The organism is Imperialibacter roseus, from assembly GCF_032999765.1.
Lineage (GTDB): Bacteria > Bacteroidota > Bacteroidia > Cytophagales > Cyclobacteriaceae > Imperialibacter > Imperialibacter roseus.
The window spans coordinates 5,630,240-5,647,641 of record NZ_CP136051.1; the positions used below are offsets into that span (position 1 = coordinate 5,630,240).

Here is a 17,402-nt window from a genome sequence, read left to right on the forward strand (position 1 = left end):
ATACTCACGTCTTGGCTCTAGTTTCCAGATTCCTGCCCTGCGGCTCCCGGCTCATAAGGGTCTCCCTGCGGCTCTTTGGGGCTCGCCGGCGTGGTGCCTTGCATAGTCAGTATATAACTCGCCACATCTCTGATGTCTGTTGGTTTCAAAGTAGCCTGCCAGGCGATCATCCCCTTCTGAGGCACACCGTACTTGATGGTTTTAAATAGGTCGTTGATAGAACCGCCGTGCAGCCAATACACGTCTGTGAGGTTAGGGCCAACGCCTCCGCCGCCATCAGCAGCGTGGCATACAGCGCAGCTTTTTTCAAAGATATTCTTGCCGTTTGCTAATTCTGCCTCTACAGTGGTTGTTTCAACGCTGTTCTCATCCAGCTCATTTACGGCGAGCAGCTTTCTGGCCTCGGCTTCTTCACTGGCCACCGCCAACTCGTTTTGATATTCCTCCTCCTGAAGTGGAAGCGTATCGAAGACATGGTAGGCAAGCAGATAAACCACTGCAAAAACTATAGACAAATAAAACATGTACTTCCACCATGGCGGCAAGTGATTGTCAAGCTCTCTGATGCCATCGTAGTTATGATCGAGCAATACTGCGTCCTCTTTTTCAAGTGGTACTGCATCCGTCATTTTTTGATTGAACCTTGTCCAGAAGCTGGGGCCTTCTTCATAGGTCAGCCCCTGGTCAGCTCGCTCGCTCACTTTTTCCTTCCTGATAATTACTTTAATAATGGTAAGGGTATAGAGCGCTACTACGAGTACGAGAACGGCCACAATGACCACAAGTGCCATGGCAGTGTAGAGCAGCAATTCAGGGCTGTCGGAGGTGGCTGATGAAGCACTTGCATCCTGGCCAAAGCCCACCGCAGGCATCAGCAGTCCAAAAAGTGTTAACCACGTTTTCGGCTTTTTCTTTAGTAAGGCCAAAAGTCTATTTAAGTGTGTCATGATTCAACTGGTTAGGTGTGGAACTTTGATCGCTATCCATAGGGAGGTGGCTCATTTCATCGATATAGTCTTTGTCTGCCAACCAGACCCACAGTAATAGCCCGACAAAGAAGGCGAAGAAGATGGCCAGTGAAACTAATGGCCAAATCTCTATGCCCGTGATTGATCTTAATACTTCCTTATACATGGCTAGTTTCCTCCTTCTTGGGTTGACGATACATTTTGATTGGCAACTCCCTTCACTTTGATGTCAGTGCCCAGGCGTTGCAAATAGGCAATGAGTGCAATGATCTCTGCCTCGGGAGCGATCTCTATGCCATCCTTTTTCAGGTTTGTGGCTATCAATGCGGCTTGTTTACTCATCAAGGCATTGGCCTGATCCTCAAACCCTTCCTCGTAAGGCACGCCTACATGGCGTAATGCACTGATCATGGCCGGAGTTAAGTCGGCATCTACCTGTTGCTCAAACAACCAGGGGTAGCGGGGCATGATAGAGCCAGGCGACATGGATGTGGGGTCAAGCATGTGATTGAAATGCCATGAGTCGGGATACTTGGCGCCTACCCGGTGCAAATCTGGCCCGGTACGTTTCGAGCCCCATAAGAATGGATGATCGTACACAAATTCTCCGGCCTTAGAGTACTCTCCGTAGCGCTCCGTTTCTTCCCTGAATGGGCGCACCATTTGAGAGTGACAAGTATTACAGCCTTCACGGATATATATATCCCGGCCATGCAATTCCAGTGGTGTGTAAGGCTTCACGCTGGCGATAGTGGGCACATTAGATTTGATGAGAAATGCCGGTACAAACTCAATCACCCCACCGATTAAAATGGCAACAAGTGCCAGGCTGGTGAAAATAATCGGCTTGCGCTCCAGCACAGCATGCCAATGTCCTCCAACAATTTCCCTCTTTTCAAGCGCTGGCGCTTCAGCTGGCTCGTTGGCAATCAACTTACCTGCATAGGCTGTTTTCACAAGGTTGTAAGCCATTACCAGCACTCCAATGATGTAAAGCAAGCCACCAACAGCCCTTAACATGTACATGGGCACAATCTGAGTGACCGTTTCCAGGAAGTTAGGGTACTGTAAGAAACCATCTTCAGTGAATTGTTTCCACATCAAACTTTGGGTGATACCGGCCCAATAGAGTGGCAAAGCATAGAAAATGATACCAAGGGTGCCAATCCAGAAATGGAAATTAGCGAGCTTATCTGAGAATAGCTTAGTGCCGTAAATCCTTGGGATCATCCAGTAGAGCATGCCGAAAGTAAGGAAGCCATTCCAGCCCAGGCCACCAATGTGCACGTGTGCGATGATCCAGTCAGTGAAGTGAGCAATGGCATTCACATTTTTCAGTGAAAGCATAGGCCCTTCGAACGTGGACATGCCATAGGCAGTCACAGCTACCACCATAAATTTCAACACTGCATCTTCACGCACCCTGTCCCAGGCGCCACGGAGCGTCAGCAGGCCGTTGAGCATGCCACCCCACGAAGGAGCCAGAAGCATGATTGAAAATACGGTGCCCAGCGATTGAGCCCAGTTGGGAAGAGAGGTATAAAGCAGGTGATGAGGGCCTGCCCAAATGTAAATAAATATCAACGACCAGAAGTGGATAATAGAAAGCTTGTAAGAGTAAACTGGTCGGTTAGCCGCCTTGGGCAGGTAATAGTACATCAAGCCAAGGAAGGGTGTGGTAAGGAAAAAAGCCACGGCGTTGTGGCCGTACCACCACTGAACCAGCGCATCCTGCACACCAGCAAAGGCTGAATAGCTTTTGAACAGGCTTACCGGCCATGCAAACGAGTTGAAAATGTGAAGCACCGCAACGGTGACGAATGTCGCAATGTAAAACCAGATGGCCACATACATGTGTCGCTCCCGCCTCTTGAGAATGGTGCCTATCATATTGATGCCAAACACTACCCAGATAAGTGCGATGGCAATATCGATGGGCCACTCCAACTCAGCGTACTCTTTGGAAGAGGTGAAGCCGAGCGGCAATGTGATGGCCGCAGCCACAATAATAAGCTGCCAGCCCCAGAAGTGAATCCAGCTTAAGGTGTCGCTCAGCATTCTGGCTTTTAACAGCCGCTGCAAGGAGTAGTACACCCCGGCAAACATAGCGTTGCCCACAAATGCAAAAATCACCGCATTGGTGTGCAGCGGTCTGATTCTACCAAAAGTGGTGTACTGCAAATCAAAATTGAATATCGGGTAAAAAAGCTGAATGGCTGCAGTAAGACCTACCAGCATGCCCACGATACCAAAGACAACCGTGGCAATAGCAAAGTACTTTACTATTTTGTTGTCGTAGCTAAATTTTTCTAATTCCATATTTATAGAGGGTTAGCAAATGGAAACAGAGACAAAGCTATTTGCCATGCGCCGGGGGATGAATGACTATTCTTCCCGGCAAAACTGATATTTGTCATAATTGCCCGTGAGTAAATAAGACTTGGGCCAATAGGTGTATTGAAAAACAGAAATGTTTACATTACGTTAAACCACTACCCTACTTGACGAACTGGTTGAAAATGATAAAGAGAAAAGCTTTTTCTCATATCCTGTGTGTTTCTTTACTGCTTGTTCTTTCGGCCCAGACCCATGCCCAATTTTTGGGCTTTCGAATGAGCACAGGTGCCAAGGTGATTGAATTCCCGTTCGAGCGATATAATAACCTGATTATCATCCCGGTAACTATCAATGGGAGAATTACCGTCAAGTTCATCCTCGACAGCGGTGTTCAAAACTGTATCCTCACGGAGCCTCTTGTTGCCTCTCTCCTCAACCTTACCTACGACCGCACCATCACCTTTACCGCACCGGGGCAGGCGGATAGCATTTTGGCTCACGTGGCAAAAAATGTGCAGCTCAAGCTCCCTGGCATTGAAGGGCAAGGCATCTCCATGTTGGTGCTTGATCAGGACTACCTCAACCTAAGCAATCAGCTTGGCACCGAGGTATTCGGTATCATAGGATATGAGCTGTTCAGCCGTTTTATCATCGAAGTCAATTATGACAAGAAGGTGGTAAAATTCTACGAGCCTAATTTTTTCAACCCGAAAAAATACTATGAAAAAGTACCACTCATTGTCCGAGGCACCAAGCCGTATATGGCTGCCGAAATCACTCAAAAAAACGGGACCAAAATGAACGTGGCTTTGATGGTAGATAGCGGCGCCAGTCACGCTATTTTGCTTGATCAAAGTACCAGTCAGCTGATTCATATACCAGAAAAAAAACTTGAAGCGAGCCTGGGCAAAGGACTTGGTGGAGATATCGAAGGTGTGGTCGCCAGGGTCGACAAGGTGAAGATTGGTAAATACAGCTTTGACGACGTGATCGCTTCCTACCCAAATGAAGGTTCATACGGCCTTGTTCCCGAAGAAGCTGAGCGAAGAAATGGGACCGTAGGTGGTGAAATCCTCAGCAGGTTCAATCACATTTACGACTACTTCAGCCAAACGCTTTATCTCTCAAAAAGCGTTGAGTACCAAAAGAAGTTTGAGTACGATATGAGCGGGCTGGAAGTGGTGGCGCACGGCACAGAGCTCAATCGCATCAGGGTTGTCAATGTGAGGGAAGATTCGCCAGCAAAAAAGGCCGGTGTGATGGAGGGGGATATTATCAAAACGGTGAACGGCCTTACTATAAGTAACACAAGCCTCAACTTTCTTACCACGCTCATGCGGCTTAAAAAAGGGAAAAAAGTTACGCTGAGGCTGCTGAGAAACGCAGAAGAGGTAAAGGTCACTTTCCGCCTGGAACGAATGATCTAGAAAAGAAAGTCCCTATACACCGCCGTGATGAAAGCTCTGCTATTTTCGTATGCATCAGCAAAAGCAGACTCGTCGGTAAATTCACTTTCTACTACTTTGATCCTGTCGAAGTCGAAGGCAAAATAGCCATTGGCGTCAACCCACCCATAACCATTGTGGTGTTCATACATGGCAAAGCCCTCCGACCCTTTGTTGAGCAAATCTTTACTGAATCGATAGCCGGAAACCTCCCGATCCATTTGGCTTAATAGCGTTTTGGCAAGGTCGTATTGAGAACCTATTTTATCCACTTTGGCTCCCCGAAACTCCTCTTTGATCACTCCTCCCCACCAAATCATGGGAATGTGGTACATCTTGTCATTGTAAGGAAACGGATTGTATTCATTGGTGCGGCCATGGTCTGCTATCAACACAAACAGGGTATTGTCGTAAATGGCCGAGTGCCTTGCCTTTTCAAAAAACTTGCCCAAATGCTCGTCGGCATAGGCAATTGTAGCAGCATAGGCCGCCCACTCCCCGCCGGTTGGCCAGTCGGTTAGTCCGGGTATGTCGTAAGGTGAATGACTGCTTAGCGTAAAGAGTGAATAGAAGAAGGGCTCATCTCCTTTGCCTGCTCGCTCCAATTGATCGTAAAAATAGGGCAGGGTAGCCTCATCGTGTGCCCCCAGTCGGCCCCGGGGCTGCAAGGTGCTAAGTGAGTCTTCGTCGAACAACTTGTTAAACCCGGCATTCACCAGATATCCCCCGATATTTCCAAAATCGAGGTCGCCACCATAATGGTATTCCGAATTATAGTCACCGAGGCTCCGGGGCAAAGAAGGCAGGCTGCGTATTTTCTCATCCTGCTGATTGATGGGGCTGCGAGGCAAGGCCGGGTAGCCGCTAAAAATGGATGCGTTCCCTTTTTGAGATGTCCATGACGCAGCATATACCCGCTCAAAAAGGATGCCTTCACCGGCCACTTTCGAGACACTGGGAGCGCCCACTCCGCCAAGCGCCTCCACCATTTGGGCCGACCAGCTTTCGAGCACTATAAACACAATATTGAACGTGTCCTTTTTAACCACCTTTGTAGTCAGGCTATCGTGGTCACTCAACAACATTCTTGTTATATCCTCCGCCTTCTCTTGCGGATATCTGCCAAAGAACTGATCAAGATTGCCCTTGCGGTACCGCAGCCATTTGTCTCCAAAGTTCCAGATGGTGTTAACCGAGGCATCGTTGACAATATGATAGTTAGAAAAATAGCCATTGGATATCCCTAACGGATACCTTCCCAGGCCTCCTCTTATAGCTACAATAAGCAGAAAGGCATAAAAAAGCAGCGCTGGAAGGCCAATGGCAAAACGCCGGAACCAGGAACCTTGCGCAGCTACGGGAGCTGCCCTCTTCAAAAGTTGGCGGTGCAGCAGCCAGGCAACAAACCCCAATGCCAGCACCATTGCAGCAAACTCAACCATGTAAGCTGGAGTCGCTGTGCGAACCACCTCGGTAGGGTGGGCAAGGTGCACAAAGACCCGTGAAGAAAGCTTCGACTTCCACTCCTGGTACGTAACCGTTTCTCCTACATGAATAAGAATGGTTAGGGCTGCAAATACCAGAATTAACACGGTGATGACTTTGGTCAGCACGGTTCTCGCCCGCTGATGCCTGACAAAGAGAAACCCCAGGCTTAGCAAAAAGGGAATAACAGTAAAGTACGCAGCCGCAGAAAGATCAAGCCTGAAGGGCATAAAGAAGGCCCTGAGCGTTTCCTGGAATCCAGCTTCGCCCGACATCTCCGGAAAATAGAAGACAACGAACAGCAAGCGCTCGAAAAAGAAGAGGATGAAGAAAAATCCCAGCACTCTGAGAACAAAGGCTCCAATGTTCAGAAAACTCTTAACCGGGGTGCTCCCCTCAGGTGAAAACAACATTTATCCGTCTGCTAAAGTGTCTATCGTTAACCTCTTGGTTGCGCAAAGGTAACTTTTAGTTAACGATTACCTTACGGCTATTTTTCGGTTTTGTTCTCGTCTTTTTTGATGTTGTCGTCGAACAGCATTCTCACAGATGGCCCGTAGGTGTCTTCGTACTGGCCGCTTTTCATTGCCCAAAGAAATGCGACAAGAAAAACGATCGCCACAACTACACTGATGCTGATAAGAAGGATAATAATTTTCATGCGTTACGTGAGTTTAAGGCGGCCTGCTACCAATCGGACTAAAACAGTACTAAGAGCCACTATGCTGATGCTGCTAACAGGCATAAGAATGGCAGCCAGCAGGGGGGTGAGCATGCCTGTCATGGCAAAACTTAAACCCACAATATTGTAGGCAAATGACACTCCGAAGCAGACAAAAATAATTTGTCTGGCTCGTCTGGCAAACAGCAGAAACGTTGGAAGCAGCTCGAAGCTCCTGGCATCCAAAATAGCATCGCTGGCTGGCGAAAAGCTGGCCACATCTTCGCTGATGGCCATGCCCACATCGGCCTGCTGAAGGGCACCGGCATCATTCAGGCCATCGCCCAGCATCATTACTTTTTCACCACTCGCCTTGCAAGTAGCCACATATTCCAGCTTCATTTCCGGTGTCTGATTGAAATACATGGGCGTTTCGTCGGGAAAAACCTCCTTCATCAACGACTGTTCGGTGGATCTGTCGCCGGAAAGCAGCGTAGTTTTGAAACTGGCAGCCAGCTTTTGTATAACTTGCTTCAGCCCTCCCCTCGTTTTTGTGCGAATGGAAAAGAGACCCCGGGTAATTCCATCAATGGCCAAATAAACAACATTGCCTTCCGTGGTTGATACCCTGGCCTCCTCAATGCAAAATGATGGAGAGCCTATGCGATACACCTTCCCGTTGACGGCTGCTTCAATACCTTTGTTCTCAATTTCTTTAAACTTATCAACCGGCAGCTTTTGAGCAAAGCGTTGCGAAAGGTGCTCGTGCAGTTTACGGCTTAACGGGTGGGTGGAGTGACTGGTCACCGAAAAAATGGCCTGAAGCTCGTCGTCCGAGTAGCGACCGCCCAACGTTACATCCCCGTCCTTTGCATAAGTGAGCGTGCCCGTTTTGTCAAAAACCAGGCGATTGATAGTCGCCATTTTCTCAATGATGTGCGTATTTTTTAAATAGAGTCCGGCTTTGCCCATCATCACCATAGCATTGCCCAGGGTAAATGGTGTGGCCAGCGCCAGCGCACAGGGGCACGCAACAATGAGCACTGCTGTAAAAGCATTTACCGCCAACGTGGGCGATTGCTGCCACCAAAAAATAAACGCTCCGGTGGCCAGCACCATGACAGCCATAGTAAAATACCTGGCGATTACATTGATTAGCTGCTGGTACTGTTTCTCATTTTCCTTTGCAAAGGAGCTATGGTTCCAAAGCTGAGTAAGGTAGCTCTGTGACACATCCTTTTCTATCAGCACCTTAATAGAAGCGCCCTGCTGGCGGCCGCCGGCATACAGCAAGTCATTCTGTGTCCTGTTTACCGGATCGCTTTCGCCAGTAACAAAGCTGTAGTCTACTGAGGCCGAAGGGCTGATGAGAATGCCATCAGCTGGAATAAGTTCTTTGTTTCTAATCAGCAAAATATCGCCTTTCTTAATATCAGAAACGGGGATGTTTCTGGTTGCGCCGTCAACCCACTTCAGCACCGCCAGGGGGAAATAGGAGGTATAATTCCGCTCAAATGAAAGGTGGTCGTAGCTCTTGCTCTGAAACCACTTGCCAATGAGCAGGAAGAACAGCAGGCCCGCAAGCGAATCGAAATACCCCGCCTCTCCTCCTAAAAACACCTCATAGGAGCTCCGCAGAAAGAGGGCGGCAATACCAAGAGAAATTGGCACATCGATATTGACAAACTTCTTTCGCAGGCTCTTAAACGCAGAAACGAAATAGTCCTGCGCAGAATAGAACACGACGGGAAGTGCTAAAAGGAAATTCAGATAGCCAACAAATTGCTTGAGATATTCTTCGTCGCCATCGAAGCCAAGGTATTCAGGAAAGCTTAGCAACATAATATTGCCAAAGCAAAAACCCGCTACACCGAGTTGTGCGTAGAGCTTCCGGTTGGGTGAGGAAGTTTTCTTCTGTTCTTTTGCTTCGTCTTCGAGTGTAATGAGCGGCGCATAGCCAATAGAAGCCAGTAACTCTACGATTTTTCTCAGGGTTACATTATCCTGCTGAAAGGCAACAGTAAGCTCCTTTTTCACAAAGTTAACCCTTGAACTTATCACCGAACTCTCCAACCTTGGAAGGTTTTCCAGTAGCCAAAGACAAGAGCTACAGTGAATACCGGGAATGTAAAAGGTCACTTTTGTGGTCTTGCCGTCAGTGAAGTCGATCAGTTTTTTACTGATAACCTCCTCGTCAAGAAATTCATAAGCCTCACTTGACTTTGGCTGCTTCAAGCTCAACCCAGGGGTTTTCTCCAGTTCGTAGTAGTCGCAAAGCCCATTGTCCTGCAGCAGCTCGTAAACCGTTTTGCAGCCCTCACAGCAAAAGTGCTTTTCATGGGCCAAAATAGGCTCAAAGAGGCACTCATCACCACAGTGATAGCAATAGGTCTTCTCTGCAACAGGTTTCTTTGGGAGGGTTGTCTGCATGCTCCAAAATTAGTGGACAATACAGTGAAAGGTTATGATATTGCCTTTATTATCCACTGATTTTTGTCAGTCTGCAACAAAGACGAAAACAAAAAGTGCTGCCAGCTCATTTTAACTTATATTTCTTATTCATGAGAGACGTAATAATTATCGGAGGTGGGCTTGCAGGACTGGTCAACAGCATTTTGCTGACCAGGACAGGGCTTGACGTGCTCCTGATAGAGAAAAAAAGCTACCCCTTTCATAGGGTCTGTGGAGAATACATTTCGAATGAGGTGATGCCTTTTTTGCGACGCAACGGGCTCTATCCCGATGATTTCGAACCAGCCTCCATCAAACAATTCAGCCTATCGGCCATCTCTGGCAAGCAGGCCTCAGTGCCCCTTTCTATGGGTGGCTTTGGCATCAGCCGGTTTCAATTCGATCAGTTCCTTTATGAGAAGGCACTGCAGAGCGGTGTAGAGTTTGCGCTCAGTCAATCTGTTGACCACGTATCAAGAGAAGGCCAGCATTTTGTCGTAAGCTATGGCAACGGTCAATCGGCCAGCAGCACGCTGGTGATTGGGGCGCATGGCAAAAGATCCAAAATTGACAAGCAGCTCAACAGGCCCTTTATCGAAAAAAGATCCCCCTTTATTGGCGTGAAGTATCACGTGAAAACTGACTTCCCAAAGGATTTGATCGCCCTTCACAATTTCCCGGGAGGATATTGCGGGATAAGTAAGGTTGAAAATGATACCTACAATGTTTGCTACCTGAGCCGCACCCAAAACCTGAAGGCCTTTGGAAGTATATCAGAAATGGAAATGGCTGTGCTTTACCAAAACCCGAGGCTCAAAGAGCTTTTCGAAAATTCCGACTTCCTATTTGACGCCCCTGAGGTGATCAACGAAATTTCTTTTGAGAAGAAAGAGACAGTCAGCAACAGCATCCTGATGTCGGGCGACTCGGCTGGGCTGATCACACCCTTGTGTGGCAACGGTATGGCTATGGCCATTCATTCGGCTAAAATTCTCTCGGAAGTAATTATCTCTCAGCGCCGGAATGATGGCTTTGGGCTGGCGGCCATTGAAAAAGAATATGCTCAGAAGTGGAAGCAGCAATTTGCCGGCCGGCTTTGGGTAGGCCGACAGTCACAAAATCTTTTCGGTACTCATTTTACCTCCAATATTGGAGTGGGGTTGGTGGGTGGCTTGCCATTTTTAGCCAAACGCATCATCGCTCAAACACATGGCCGACCTTTCTAGGTAAACAACCAAAGCCAGGAAAAAAACAGATTGAGACAGATGGCAGAATAGAAGTTCAGCCGCATGGTATTCCTAAAGTTTGCCTGCTTTCTATCGTTTCGCACACTTGCATACCACCAGAGAAAGTAGGCGAGCACCGGCACCATGGCCACTGCAAAAGCCAATGCGGTGGTCATTCCGTAGCTCGTCAAAAAATAGTAGAAAAAGCCGCCGCTCGCTGCAGTGAAACAGATGGCTGTAAAATGAAAAGTGCCCAAAACACCAAGCTTACGGCTCAGCGTCTCATCTCCTCTTCTTCCGTCCTCCTCGTGCTGATACACCTGGGTCATAGGATACGAACCCCAAAGCAAGGCAGAGGATAAAAAAGCCGGCACGAAATATTTGGCGTTCAGAAATAACTCAGGGGAAAAGTCTTTCAAGCCTACTACTACCAGCATAAACGTGAAATACCCTTGAAAAAAGCCAGCCACAAGCCAGCCAAGTAATGGCTTCTTTTTCCAACGAGTAAGCGGATGGCTGTAGGCTTTCGACGCCAGTCCATAGCCAAAAAGCATCATTGCAAATACCCAATTAATCATGAACCCAGCAATAAGGGCTACGGCATCGAAGATCAGCGACGTCCAGTAAAGTTCTTCAGATACTTTTGGTGGATGCTCCAAACCACCAATGCTTTCTTCATCTTTATCAAAATAGGAGTTAAAGCCATTGCTGGCGGGGTAAAGAAAAAGGTGAAGAATTAAAAAAATAAGCCCTGTCAATAAAAGGCCATTTGGCTTTACAGTTGCACAGGCAAATACAAATACCGGCAATAAGTAAAAAGAAAACGGGATTCGAAGATGAAGCCAGGTAGACTTTTGTAGCGTATAAGACTTTTGTAACATATAAGACAAGAGTATTTAAACAAGTAAGGCTAAATTTAGCTTATTATACCATCTATGGAATCTAATATTCTCGGAATAGGCACTGCTACCCCCGCTCATCGCTTTTGTCAAAGCGAGATTCTGGGGTTTATGATTAAAGCGCACGGGCTAACCGGGAAAGATGCCACAAGACTGGAGGCACTCTATCGGGCCTCCGGTATTCGATACCGCCATTCGGTGCTCGACGACTATGGTGCGGCAGTAGATGACTTCACTTTCTACCCCAAAAATGAGCGGCTGGAGCCATTTCCCACTATCAGCCCAAGAATGGAGCGGTACAGGCAGGAGGCACTTCCTCTTTGCCTAGAGGCCGTGAGCAATCTTGAGAAGGCCATCGGGCTGAAGGCAAACTGGCAAGAGGAGATAACGCACCTTGTTACTGTTAGCTGCACGGGCATGTATGCTCCGGGGCTTGACCTTGAGTTGCTAAAACAGCTCGGTTTAACAGGTGATGTGCAACGCACAGCCATCAACTTTATGGGTTGCTACGCTGCATTCAATGCCATGAAAGTGGCCGACAACATCTGTCGCTCGCACAATGGGGCACAAGTACTTGTCGTTTGCGTGGAGCTGTGCACATTGCACTTTCAGAACCAGCCCACGGAAGACAACCTACTGGCCAATGCCCTTTTCGCTGATGGAGCGGCAGCCATGCTTATATCCGGAAAAAAGAAGAACGGAGTCAATCTCACCCTGGCAAACTTCCATTGTGATGTCGACACAACCGGAGAAAATGACATGGCCTGGCAAATTGGCGACTTTGGCTTCGAGATGAAGCTTTCCTCCTATGTACCCGACATTATTAAGGGCGGCATCAGCAAACTCACCCAAAAGCTTCTGCGACAACACGGTGGTTCTGAGGCTACAGTCGACTATTTTGCCATTCACCCGGGTGGCAAACGGATACTTGAAGCCATAGAAGAAGCAGTCGGTATAAAAAAAGAGCAAAACTGGGCGGCTTATGAAACACTGCGTGAGTTCGGCAATATGTCATCCCCGACCGTGTTATTCGTTCTGAAAAGGATCATGGAAAGCCTCTCGGAAAAAGATGACGGAAAAAAGGTATTGAGTTTTGCATTTGGGCCTGGCCTAACACTTGAAAGTATGCTGCTTGAAATCAACGTCGAGGGCCATGCCTGATTTCTCCCAACGCTCAACAGCATTAGAATGGATGGATGACCTGAGCTCCTCAGGAGACATTATTGTGCAAACTCTCAAAGAGCTCGACACCATCAACAGATTACTTGGCGGCAACAATATCAGCCTGACTGGGCTAAAAAAGCTACTAAGTCGGCACCCCGAAAAACGAAAGGAAAAAATAGTGATTGCCGATATTGGCTGCGGAGGTGGCGATATCATGAAGCTGCTGGCCGGGTGGGGTAGAAAAAACAATCTACAGCTGGAGTTGATAGGCATTGATGCCAATCCTCATGTGCTGGAATATGCCCGGCAGAACACGAAAGATTTTCCTGAAATCAGGTTTGAACAGATTGACATTTACTCGAAGGCATTTTCCAAACTAAAGTTTGACATCATCCACACCAGCTTGTTCACACATCATTTTCCCGAGCCCGAGCTTGTTGCCTTTTACTCACAGTGGGTCGGGCAGGTGAATATGGGCATTATCAACAATGACCTGCACCGCCACTGGTTTGCGTACCACTCCATCGATTGGTTAACAAGAATGTTTTCCCGCTCACCCATGGTGAAATACGACGCCCGGCTATCGGTACTCAGGTCGTTTCTCAAGGCAGACCTTGAGCATATTCTTCACAAAGCCGGCATTCAGTCCTACGATATTCAATGGAAATGGGCGTTCCGTTGGGAATTAGTCATATATGCCTGATATTTGAGCATGGCGCATCAGCACGGACACCATCATGGGCATCACCACCACCACGAGCACGACAGCTCTGGTAAGCTAAGGGCTGTTTTTTTCATCAATCTGATCTTTGCCATTCTCGAGCTGATAGGTGGGCTGCTGACAAATTCCATGGCTATTTTATCGGACGCCCTTCACGATTTGGGCGACTCTATGGCCATAGGGCTCAGTTGGATTTTTGAGCGGATTTCCAGAAAAAAAAGAGACAAAAACTTTAGCTACGGTTACAAGCGCTTCTCTCTTATTTCGGCCACCATAAGTGGCCTCATTCTTTTTGCCGGTTCGGTCATCATCATCATCGAAGCCATTCCACGTTTCTGGAACCCAGAGCCGGTGCAAACTTTTGGCATGCTGATTTTTTCTGTGTTGGGTATCCTGGTCAACGGTGCTGCTGCGTGGAAAATGTGGGGCGGGAAAACCGCCAACGAAAAAGTAGTACGGTGGCACCTCCTGGAAGATGTGCTTGGCTGGGTAGCAGTGCTGATTGGCTCCATTGTTATTCATTTTACCGACTGGTATTTTATCGATCCTTTGTTGTCAATAGGCATAGCGGTTTTCATTTTGTTTGGCGTGTACCGCACATTGAGCGAAACCATCACTATATTTTTGCAGGCTGTGCCAGACGATCTATCCGTGAAGGCAATCCACGATCAGCTAATGACCATCGATCACGTGAGCGATGTTCATGATATTCATGTGTGGACGATGGACGGACAATACAATGTACTTTCCTGCCACCTGGTAGTGGAAGATGATGCTTCAGCCCAGGTTGTTGCCGCTGTTAAAAGGGAGGCCCGAAAAGTAGCCGCTTCCTTTGGCATCAACCATCAGACCTTTGAGGTGGAGACAAGGGACGACGTTTGCGAATATGAAGATTGTTAAGCAGTTCAGCGCACCCAGGTTGTTTTCTCTTTCACGGGTCCTCGTTTCCCTTCGGGCCATTTTGAACCGGGCACTCCAATAAAGAGAAAGCCGAGAAATTTGTCATTCTCGCCAAGGCCAAAAAATGATTTTGCTTCTTCCATATAAGTGATTCCTCCAGAGCCCCAATAGCAGCCAACGCCATAGGCAGCAGCCGTCAGGTACATGTTCTCCACTGCGCATGAAACCGCCTCAATTTCCTCTATCTCGGGGATTTTTCCCCTTTCATCTCTTTTCATTCCTATGCCGATAATGTGAGATGCCGACAGTGGCTTGGTTTTAAGCCCCTCGTATTTTCCTTCGTTAAAATTGCCCTGGGCGGTTGTTACTTTCCTGAATAACTCCGCCTGAAAAGCTGCCAATTTTTGAATGCCATCACCAGTGAAAACGGTAAATCTCCAGGGCTCGGTAAGCCCATGAGTTGGTGCCCAATTGGCATTTTCCAGCATTTGGTGAATAACAGCTTCGTCCACCTTCTCGCCGGTAAATTGCCCTGTGTAAATTGATCTCCTGTGCTTAATGAGTCTGTTGAATTCCTCTGTATTGAACATTTTGCTGCTTTTTCCCCGTAAAGCTAGTCAACAAAAATTACCGGGAAATAATTATTCTGTAGGTAATTATTGGCCTGCCAGGAACCAGTTGATCATGAAAACGAAGGACGTATATCCCATTATTGACATCCGCAACGTCCAACAATTGCGTGTAGCTCTTTTCGTTTTTCAGCGCCATAGTTTTCAGGCTGTTCCCGTTCAGGTCCATCAACTCAGCCACCACTTTTCCTTTAACCAGCTGCTCATATTTGATGGCAACGAATTTGTCAGCCGGGTTAGGATACACTTCAAGGTCTTTGAAATAGCTCAAATAGATGCCTGTTTCTTTCACCTTCGTAATAAGGAGCGATTCTTCCGTCACCAGTGCTTCCAGTGAGATCCTGTTTTGCTCCAGGCCTGCTCCGCCTCCGAGCTGGAAATCGATAAATGACGCTGGGTCTATTGGAATGCCCGGGTACTGAATATTGATCCTGTAATCGCCGTCAGCCAGGTTGCTAATTTCAAACTCTCCGTTCTCGTCGGTCTGAATGTACACCACCAATTCATAGTCGTCTTCATGGTCTTTTGCCCTGAACCTTGAACGGCTGATACTGACACCTGCCCCTTTCACCCGTTTCCTGTCCAGCATTTTGCCATTGCCAAAATCTTCATCCAAAAATCCCAGCACAACATTATCGCCATCATCAGGTGTCAGCTCTCTTGGAAGATACTCCATTGTTACATCAACCCCGGAGATGTTTTCTCTTACATTTACCACGTCGGCAAATGCCCAGTCTATCGTCCTTTTATGATAAGTCGGAATATAAACACTATTGTTTTGGCTGGCATAGAGCAAATAGTCTCCTAACACAAGCTGAGGGATAAAAAATAATCCATCAGCCCCTCCGGTATAATTGCCAAGGGTGTCGTAACGCCCGGGTCTAATGCCCAGCGCAGCACCGGTAGGGTTGGCAACATTGGCTCCATCTGCGTTTGTTACTCGACCTTGCATGCTGGCTGTTGCCCTTATCCGCTGTGTGTTACTGGCCAGGATAAGATCAGGTACCAGCGAACTGGTGGCACGAAGCTCATATTCTCCCATATTGTCGTAGACCAAATCATCGATGGTGAGGGTGGATGAGTTGGCTTGAGCAACCGGCTCGCCTCTCCGAAACCATTGGTACTCGTTGGCTGAGCCCCCCACGGGCAAATCATTGACAAAGGCTGTATGTACTGGCTGAAGGGAGTCCAGCGCTGTTCCGAACCTCCCCTGGTTAGCGTAGTTAAAATTGGAAAGACCGATGTTCGGTTCAAGGTCATCAAATTGCAAAAGGTTACCCGAAACATCTATTAGCTGAATATTAGGCAGTGTTGAAAGGTCGGGAAGATTTTCCAGCCTGTTGCCGGCCAGGTTGAGTGTTTGAAGGTTCGTCAGCTGCGCTGCCGAGGCCGGTACACCCTGCCCGATTTGGTTATTTGAAAAGTTCAGACTGGCCGCCAAAGACAACTTTCTAACATCAGCTGTGAGGCGTCCTGTAAGGTTGTTATCGGCCAGGTTGATGCCTACCACTCTTCCTCCCTGAACGCTGACGCCGTGCCAGGTATCTATCGGGGTAGTTAACCAATCTGTTTTGTTGATCCAGTCGTCGCCGTTTGCTCTTGAGTAAAGCTTCACCAAAGCCACGGAGTCGGCCTCCCTGCTATTGTTGATTTCGCTGGCTAGTGCATAAAAGCTGAAAAGTGCGTCTTCGAAACTGGTAACAGTGCCATTATCGACAGTGCCGCTGGTAGACTGCTGGCCCAGGCTTTCGTAAGTACCACCAAGTTCATCTGATGCCACTATCGAAGCATTGTTCATCGTGCCAATGAAGCTTTCGTTGATTGCAGGTAAGGTAATTTGCCCCTCCGTCATTTCGCCAGAAATAACAGTTTTCTCCCAGTACCTTGCCTGTGAGATTTCCACAACCCCGAGGCCACTTTGGCCAGTTGGGTGTGGTTCCTTCACCTCCATGGAAACTACCGGAGCATTGCCCTTTACTTTTATCAACTCAACCGGAGTGAAGGTAGAACCAATGCCAATGGGAAAGTATTGATTGCCCTGCCCCGAAATTTGCATTCTTCCCCGGACGTAGCTGGACGACGATGCGCCGGAAATACTGGCGGTGCTTTTCACAACAAAATTGGCTGCTGGATTTACATCTATCAACCCGTTCGCAAGTACAAGACCTTCAGTAATTAAAACATCGGATGAAATTTGCTTTGACCCTCCCCCGTTTACAAACAAAGAGGCCAGCGCCTGACCATTGTGGGCAAACGATTGATCTGCCCCAAACAAGTTTACGATACCTACGCCTCCATAAGTGCCGACGTTGCTCCAGTCGTTGTGGAGATACAAAGTGCCGGTATTTGAAATGATGCCCTGGTTGATCACATTGGCTTGCACGCCCACTTTGGTGGCTACGGCTATACCGAGAGTGGTGCCCGGGCTGGTGGTAAATTGGGCAAGACAGTTCGAGGCTGCTATATGCACCCAAAGACTTACCATAAAAAGGCTAAGCTTTTTCATTCTGCCTCAA

At 47.9% G+C, this 17,402-nt stretch carries 13 protein-coding genes; 5 read left to right on the forward strand and 8 right to left on the reverse strand.

All coding sequences use genetic code 11. The features are described from left to right. Positions 1-17: 17 nt before the first annotated feature. Positions 18-947, reverse strand: coding sequence for a cbb3-type cytochrome c oxidase N-terminal domain-containing protein (locus RT717_RS23755; protein ID WP_317488832.1), 930 nt, complete (start codon positions 945-947; stop codon positions 18-20). A gap of 189 nt (positions 948-1,136) precedes the next feature. Beyond that, positions 1,137-3,287 (reverse strand): cytochrome-c oxidase, cbb3-type subunit I, encoded by a 2,151-nt coding sequence (gene ccoN / locus RT717_RS23760; RefSeq protein ID WP_317488833.1) that lies wholly within the window; start codon positions 3,285-3,287, stop codon positions 1,137-1,139. Between the two features lie 200 nt (positions 3,288-3,487). Here ccoN and RT717_RS23765 point away from each other — a divergent pair, with 200 nt between their 5' ends. Further along, positions 3,488-4,732 (forward strand): aspartyl protease family protein, encoded by a 1,245-nt coding sequence (locus RT717_RS23765; RefSeq protein WP_317488834.1) that lies wholly within the window; start codon positions 3,488-3,490, stop codon positions 4,730-4,732. Here the strand turns inward: RT717_RS23765 and RT717_RS23770 are convergent. From RT717_RS23770 to RT717_RS23780, 3 genes are all read right to left on the reverse strand, one after another. Then, entirely contained in the window at positions 4,729-6,648 is a 1,920-nt protein-coding gene (locus RT717_RS23770; RefSeq protein WP_317488835.1) for an LTA synthase family protein, read from the reverse strand. The two genes, RT717_RS23765 and RT717_RS23770, sit on opposite strands and share 4 nt — an antisense overlap. 77 nt (positions 6,649-6,725) lie before the next feature. Beyond that, positions 6,726-6,896, reverse strand: coding sequence for a cbb3-type cytochrome oxidase assembly protein CcoS (gene ccoS / locus RT717_RS23775; protein WP_317488836.1), 171 nt, complete (start codon positions 6,894-6,896; stop codon positions 6,726-6,728). Positions 6,897-6,899: 3 nt separating this feature from the next. Continuing rightward, complete coding sequence (locus tag RT717_RS23780) at positions 6,900-9,326, reverse strand: heavy metal translocating P-type ATPase (protein WP_317488837.1); 2,427 nt, start codon at positions 9,324-9,326, stop codon at positions 6,900-6,902. Positions 9,327-9,457: 131 nt separating this feature from the next. Between RT717_RS23780 and RT717_RS23785 the strand changes: the two genes are divergently transcribed. Further along, positions 9,458-10,573, forward strand: a complete 1,116-nt coding sequence (locus tag RT717_RS23785; protein ID WP_317488838.1) for an NAD(P)/FAD-dependent oxidoreductase — start codon at positions 9,458-9,460, stop codon at positions 10,571-10,573. Here RT717_RS23785 and RT717_RS23790 read toward each other — a convergent pair. Continuing rightward, complete coding sequence (locus RT717_RS23790; protein ID WP_317488839.1) at positions 10,570-11,454, reverse strand: UbiA family prenyltransferase; 885 nt, start codon at positions 11,452-11,454, stop codon at positions 10,570-10,572. The two genes, RT717_RS23785 and RT717_RS23790, sit on opposite strands and share 4 nt — an antisense overlap. A 54-nt stretch (positions 11,455-11,508) precedes the next feature. Between RT717_RS23790 and RT717_RS23795 the strand changes: the two genes are divergently transcribed. Genes RT717_RS23795 through RT717_RS23805 form a run of 3 tightly spaced genes read left to right on the forward strand, consistent with a single transcriptional unit; the run spans position 11,509 to position 14,257 of the window. Further along, positions 11,509-12,633, forward strand: a complete 1,125-nt coding sequence (locus RT717_RS23795) for a type III polyketide synthase (RefSeq protein ID WP_317488840.1) — start codon at positions 11,509-11,511, stop codon at positions 12,631-12,633. Continuing rightward, positions 12,626-13,339: a methyltransferase domain-containing protein gene (locus RT717_RS23800; protein ID WP_317488841.1), complete on the forward strand. Its 714-nt coding sequence runs from the start codon at positions 12,626-12,628 to the stop codon at positions 13,337-13,339. The genes RT717_RS23795 and RT717_RS23800 overlap by 8 nt, the downstream gene beginning before the upstream one ends. 9 nt (positions 13,340-13,348) lie before the next feature. After that, positions 13,349-14,257, forward strand: a complete 909-nt coding sequence (locus RT717_RS23805) for a cation diffusion facilitator family transporter (protein WP_317488842.1) — start codon at positions 13,349-13,351, stop codon at positions 14,255-14,257. Positions 14,258-14,262: 5 nt separating this feature from the next. Here RT717_RS23805 and RT717_RS23810 read toward each other — a convergent pair whose 3' ends face one another. Both RT717_RS23810 and RT717_RS23815 read right to left on the reverse strand, forming a co-directional pair. Further along, positions 14,263-14,847, reverse strand: coding sequence for a nitroreductase family protein (locus RT717_RS23810; protein WP_317488843.1), 585 nt, complete (start codon positions 14,845-14,847; stop codon positions 14,263-14,265). 37 nt (positions 14,848-14,884) lie between these two features. Beyond that, on the reverse strand, positions 14,885-17,392 hold the full coding sequence (locus RT717_RS23815) for a T9SS type A sorting domain-containing protein (RefSeq protein ID WP_317488844.1): 2,508 nt from the start codon (positions 17,390-17,392) through the stop codon (positions 14,885-14,887). Between the last annotated feature and the right edge of the window lie 10 nt (positions 17,393-17,402).

What these genes read in the sequence shown, in the direction of transcription:
- RT717_RS23795 (WP_317488840.1), top strand. Translation starts at nt 11,509, where the DNA reads ATGGAATCTAATATTCTCGGAATAGGCACTGCTACCCCCGCTCATCGC.
- RT717_RS23770 (WP_317488835.1), bottom strand. Translation starts at nt 6,648, where the DNA reads ATGTTGTTTTCACCTGAGGGGAGCACCCCGGTTAAGAGTTTTCTGAAC.
- RT717_RS23790 (WP_317488839.1), bottom strand. Translation starts at nt 11,454, where the DNA reads ATGTTACAAAAGTCTTATACGCTACAAAAGTCTACCTGGCTTCATCTT.
- RT717_RS23805 (WP_317488842.1), top strand. Translation starts at nt 13,349, where the DNA reads ATGGCGCATCAGCACGGACACCATCATGGGCATCACCACCACCACGAG.
- RT717_RS23810 (WP_317488843.1), bottom strand. Translation starts at nt 14,847, where the DNA reads ATGTTCAATACAGAGGAATTCAACAGACTCATTAAGCACAGGAGATCA.
- RT717_RS23755 (WP_317488832.1), bottom strand. Translation starts at nt 947, where the DNA reads ATGACACACTTAAATAGACTTTTGGCCTTACTAAAGAAAAAGCCGAAA.
- RT717_RS23780 (WP_317488837.1), bottom strand. Translation starts at nt 9,326, where the DNA reads ATGCAGACAACCCTCCCAAAGAAACCTGTTGCAGAGAAGACCTATTGC.
- RT717_RS23800 (WP_317488841.1), top strand. Translation starts at nt 12,626, where the DNA reads ATGCCTGATTTCTCCCAACGCTCAACAGCATTAGAATGGATGGATGAC.
- RT717_RS23815 (WP_317488844.1), bottom strand. Translation starts at nt 17,392, where the DNA reads ATGAAAAAGCTTAGCCTTTTTATGGTAAGTCTTTGGGTGCATATAGCA.
- ccoN (WP_317488833.1), bottom strand. Translation starts at nt 3,287, where the DNA reads ATGGAATTAGAAAAATTTAGCTACGACAACAAAATAGTAAAGTACTTT.
- ccoS (WP_317488836.1), bottom strand. Translation starts at nt 6,896, where the DNA reads ATGAAAATTATTATCCTTCTTATCAGCATCAGTGTAGTTGTGGCGATC.
- RT717_RS23785 (WP_317488838.1), top strand. Translation starts at nt 9,458, where the DNA reads ATGAGAGACGTAATAATTATCGGAGGTGGGCTTGCAGGACTGGTCAAC.
- RT717_RS23765 (WP_317488834.1), top strand. Translation starts at nt 3,488, where the DNA reads ATGATAAAGAGAAAAGCTTTTTCTCATATCCTGTGTGTTTCTTTACTG.